This is a genomic window from Methylobacterium sp. EM32 (genome assembly GCF_040593685.1).
GTDB lineage: Bacteria > Pseudomonadota > Alphaproteobacteria > Rhizobiales > Beijerinckiaceae > Methylobacterium.
Genome location: NZ_JBEXZS010000121.1, coordinates 1 through 4,394, shown reverse-complemented (window position 1 = coordinate 4,394; position 4,394 = coordinate 1). Strand labels below are relative to the sequence as shown.

Here is a 4,394-nt window from a genome sequence, read left to right as displayed (position 1 = left end):
GACGGCATCAGAGGCCGGATACATGACTGCTCCTGAACCGACTGGCACAAACCGATGCTCACAAACCCTTGCGAAACGGGGGCCGTCCATACATGACGGGGAGTGGTTGATCCGCCAACTCAAGCAGGCTTTGAACCGAAGTAGATGATCCAGAGAGAATGAGCCTGCAATCGAGGGCTGGAATCACCTCAAGCCTTGCGGTCCTTCTTTCCACATCGCGGACGCCGCCACCTGCGCAGGCGCCGCCTTCATGCCGCTCCCCATCTCGGCCGGCCTCGCCGCCTTCCCGGCAGCCTGCTGGGCCATCGCGTGCTGGGACATCGACGCCCGCAACGCCGCCACGTTCTGCGCGGCCTGGGCCGGGCCGAGATCGCGGGTCAGCACCTGCTCGGCCTCGCCGAAGCGGCCCTGGAGGCCGAGCACCAGGGCGAGGTTCTGGCGCACCCGCCCATCGGCGCGGGGATCGGCGCTGGCCTGGCGCAGGATCGATTCCGCCTCGGGCAGGCGCTTGGCCAGCGCATAGGACAGCCCGAGATTCGACAAAACCGCCGGCTCGCCGGGCACGATCTTGAGCGCCGCCTCGTAGTAGCGCTGGGCCTGGACGTGGTCGCCCATCTGGTCGGCTACCGCGCCCTGCGCCGAGAGCACGCGCCAATCGGGATTGGCCGGCGAGTGGGCGTTGCGCAGGACCTCCGCCGCCTCGCCGAAGCGGCCGACCTCGGCCAGGCTCTTGCCGTAGGCGGCGAGCACCGCCGGGTTCTTCGGGTTGCGCAGGGCCGTCTGCTGCAGCACCGCCGCGGCCTGGGCGCCCTGGTCGGTCGCCCGCAGGGCCTGGGCGTAGGCCATGGCCGTGCCGATATCGGCCGGGTCGCGCTCGTAGCGCGCGGCGAGGCGCCCGACGTCGCGCCGGGCGGTGTCGGGCGGGGCGTTGGCGTCGATCGAGCCGGTGGATAGGGATGAGAACGAGCCGGTGGTGAGTGACTTGAGGGAGTTGAGCGGGTCGCGCGACGTGCAACCCGACGCCATCAGGGCCACGATCCCGGCGACGGCGAGCCGCCGCAAGGGGTTCGAGCGGGCGGGACGGGTCTCGACGGTCGCGGGCATCGGCCACTCCAGGGGCGGGCCTGGGATGTGGCAACCCCGCTCCCACGGCCCTCATGGCCGTGGTGATAAGTCGTTAACCCTAATCCCCCGTTAACGCTGCGGCGCGTCGGACGGGGTCGCCTTCGGGGCCGGCTGGGGTGCTTTCGCCCCGCCCCGGTCGGTGCCGGTGCCGTGACGGCTCGGGGTCACCGCCTCGCCGTCGTGGCGGTTGCCGTCCTCGACGCCGATGGTCTCGCGCCGCTCCAGCGGGTTGATGGGCTTCTGGTCCTCGGGCATGGGGTCTCCTTTGAGGGTTGCAGTCCGGTCCGGGGGTGACGCCGCAGGGGCGCCTGGGTTCCCGGGAGCGGCCGCGGCTTCGGTGCAGGACAGCCGAAGGCGCAGCCCGCGATGACGGGCGGCGCGCCATCGACGTCGCGCGGCAGAACGGCCTCCGAATGGGCCCGGGACAACCCTGAGGTCCTGTCGGGGCGACCCCGCTCATGCTAGGCTCACGGGCATGAGCGCGGTCGCCTTCGACACCCTGAAATTCGCCCGCGCCCTGAGGGAGCGGGCCCACCTCTCCGCCGAGCAGGCGGAGGGGTTGTCCGAGGTGTTCGCCGAGGCGGTCCAGGGCGGCCTGCCGACCCAGGGCGACCTGCAGGGCCTCGAAGGCTCGGTGAAGGCCGAGTTCATGGCCGTCCGGGCCGAGATCGCGGCGTTCCAGGCCGAGACCAGGAGCGAGTTCGCTGCCGTGCGGTCGGAATTGGTGGCCTCTCAGGTCGAGACCCGGAACGAATTCGCTGCCGTCCGGCAGGAAATGAAGTCCGAGTTCGCCGCCGTCCGGTCCGAGATGAAGACCGAGTTCGCCGCCGTTCGGTCAGAAATGAAAACCGAGTTCGCCGCAGTCCGGTCGGACATGAAGCTGCTCGAGCACCGGATGACGATCAAGCTCGGCGCCATGCTGGTGGCCCTCGTCGGCATCCTGCTCGCGGCGATCCGCTACATGCCGGCCCGCTAGAGGCTGAGCGCGGGTCCCGCAGACTGGAGCGTGCTCCGGCGCACCGCGCGCAGAGCGGGGACCGGCGACCTTGCCGCCGGACGCGCGGAGGGGCATGGTTTCGTCCGCGAAACCGCCAAGCCGGGCCGGGCGGGGCATGTCGGCTCGGGACGCCGCGCGGGGGAGCGGAGACGCCCCGTCCTTCGTCACCCCGTTCACCAGGATTGCGCCGCATTGGACCAGAGGCCCGACGCCGCCCCCGGCCTGCCGGACGACCCCTTCCCCCGCTTCGCCTTCGAGGGCGCGCCGGTCGCCCTCGCCTGCCTGGGCGGGCCGGACCGGCGCATCCTCGCCGCCAACCCGGCGCTGGGCGCCCTGCTGGGCACGACACCGGAGGCGCTGACCGGCCGCCGCCTGGCCGATCTCGACCACGCGCAGGGATCCGGATCCGGCAGGGAGATCGCGGGCGAGACCCGGTGGCGCCGGGCCGACGGGTCGCCGGTGCGGGTGCAGCTCCGGGCCGGGCCGGAGCGGGACGGGTGCCGGATCCTCTCGGTCGAGGCCGTCGCGGACGGGACCGCGGCGCAGGCGCGGCCCCCCTCGGCCTCGCAAGCCCACGCCGAGCAGACCCATCTGGCGCTCGCCTCCGCCGGCCTCGGCGAGTGGAGCTGGAGCCCGTCCGACGGCCGCGTCACCCTGTCGGACCGGGCCGCCGCGATCCTGGGCTATCCCTCCGGGGCCATGCCGGCCTGGGTGGAGCTGCAGGACGCCGTCGGCCGCGACGACCTCGACCGGATCCGCGCCACGGTGCAGGACGCCGTCGCCAAGGCGCTCCCCTACGCGGTCGAGCTGCGCTTCCGCCGGGCCGGCGATGGCCAGGAGACCTGGATCTCCGCCCGCGGCCAGGCGACCCTCGCCCCCGACGGGACGCTCACCGGCATGATCGGCGTGCTGCAGGACGTGACCGCCCGGGAGGAGGCGCGGCGCGCCCTGCACGACCGCGAGCAGCGGCTGCGGGTGGCGACGACGGTGGCAGCCCTCGGCATCTTCGAGTGGCACGTGCTCGACGACCAGTCGCTCTGGGAGAACGAGCGCATGTGGGAGATCTTCGGCCGCCGGCCGCAGGATGGCACCATCAGCATGCGCGAGTTCTTCCGCACGGTGGTCCATCCGGAGGACAAGGTCTCCTTCCGCCGGGCCGTGGCCGCGGCGCTCCACGGCGACGGGGTGCTGCATGCGACGACCCGCATCCGCCGGCCGGAGGCGGAGGGCGGCGAGGCCTGGCGCACGATCGAGATGGCCGGCCGCTTCGAGCGCGACGGGCCGGCGGGCCTGCCGCGGCGCCTGATCGGCGTCGTCGCCGACATCACCGACCGGCGGCTGGCCGAGGAGCGCCAGTCGCTGCTGATCCGCGAGCTGCACCACCGGGTGAAGAACACGCTCGCGACGGTGCAGGCCATCGTCGGCTCGACCGCCCGGACGGCGTCGAGCATCGACAGCTTCTACGAGGCCTTCGTCGGCCGCATCATGTCGCTCGCCCACACCCACTCGGTGCTCACCGAGGACGTGTGGCAGACCGCCTCGCTGCGCAGCCTCCTGGAGAACGAGCTGCGGCCCTATGCCGACGGCGAGATGCGTTCCGGCGCCGGCGGGCGGGTGGAGCTCGACGGGCCGGCGGTCGACCTGCCCTCCGAGATCGCGGTGCCGATCGGCATGGCGATCCACGAACTGACCACCAACGCCGCCAAGTACGGGGCATTATCGAATCGCGCGGGGCGGGTGCGGATCCGCTGGAGCGTCGAGCCCGGGGCGGACCGGCCGCGCCTGCGCTTCCACTGGCAGGAATCCGGCGGTCCCCTGGTGGCGCCGCCGACCCGCCAGGGTTTCGGCTCGCGGCTCCTGCAGCGGGTGCTGACGACCCAGGTCCAGGCCGAGGTCGCCACCGACTACGCGCCCGGCGGCCTCGCCCTCACCATGCTGGCGCCGCTGCCGGCCCGCAACACCGCGCTCAACCCCCTGGCGGCGCTGTAGCGGGCCTTCAGGCGCCGCGGGCCGCGCCCTCGCCGCCGGCCCCACGGAAGGCCTTCAGCTCCTCGATCGACGCGAAGTGGAAGCGCCCGGCCGGCGTCTCGGCGTCGATCGTGCCGTCGGCATACATCGTGTAGGTGTTGCCGCCGGAATCGTAGGTGCCGATCACGGTCTTCGCCAGCGCCTCGTCGAGGGGCGGCTCCTGATGGGGCGCTTCTTCATAGGACGGCTCCTCCGGCCGGGGCGCTTCGGCGACGGGCTCGGGGGCCGGGGGCACCGGCTCCGG

Annotated in this window: 4 protein-coding genes and 1 pseudogene; 2 read left to right on the top strand and 3 right to left on the bottom strand. The window is 72.9% G+C overall.

Annotated elements, in window-relative coordinates; all coding sequences use genetic code 11:
• Positions 1 to 183 precede the first annotated feature (183 nt).
• Together ABZT49_RS16795 and ABZT49_RS16790 are read right to left on the bottom strand one after the other, a co-directional pair.
• On the bottom strand, positions 184 to 1,104 hold the full coding sequence (locus ABZT49_RS16795) for a tetratricopeptide repeat protein (protein WP_355287284.1): 921 nt from the start codon (positions 1,102 to 1,104) through the stop codon (positions 184 to 186).
• 90 nt (positions 1,105 to 1,194) lie between these two features.
• Positions 1,195 to 1,380 (bottom strand): hypothetical protein, encoded by a 186-nt coding sequence (locus ABZT49_RS16790; protein WP_355287282.1) that lies wholly within the window; start codon positions 1,378 to 1,380, stop codon positions 1,195 to 1,197.
• 220 nt (positions 1,381 to 1,600) lie between these two features.
• On the opposite strand from ABZT49_RS16790, the gene ABZT49_RS16785 reads away from it, so the two are divergent.
• Positions 1,601 to 2,101, top strand: a complete 501-nt coding sequence (locus ABZT49_RS16785; RefSeq protein ID WP_355287280.1) for a coiled-coil domain-containing protein — start codon at positions 1,601 to 1,603, stop codon at positions 2,099 to 2,101.
• 213 nt (positions 2,102 to 2,314) lie between these two features.
• Positions 2,315 to 4,111 carry an HWE histidine kinase domain-containing protein gene (locus ABZT49_RS16780; protein ID WP_355287278.1) on the top strand — a complete coding sequence of 599 codons (1,797 nt, stop codon included), beginning with the start codon at positions 2,315 to 2,317 and terminating at the stop codon, positions 4,109 to 4,111.
• A gap of 7 nt (positions 4,112 to 4,118) precedes the next feature.
• On the opposite strand, the pseudogene ABZT49_RS16775 reads toward ABZT49_RS16780, so the two are convergent.
• Positions 4,119 to 4,394, bottom strand: a pseudogene (locus ABZT49_RS16775) (hypothetical protein); the annotation flags it as partial.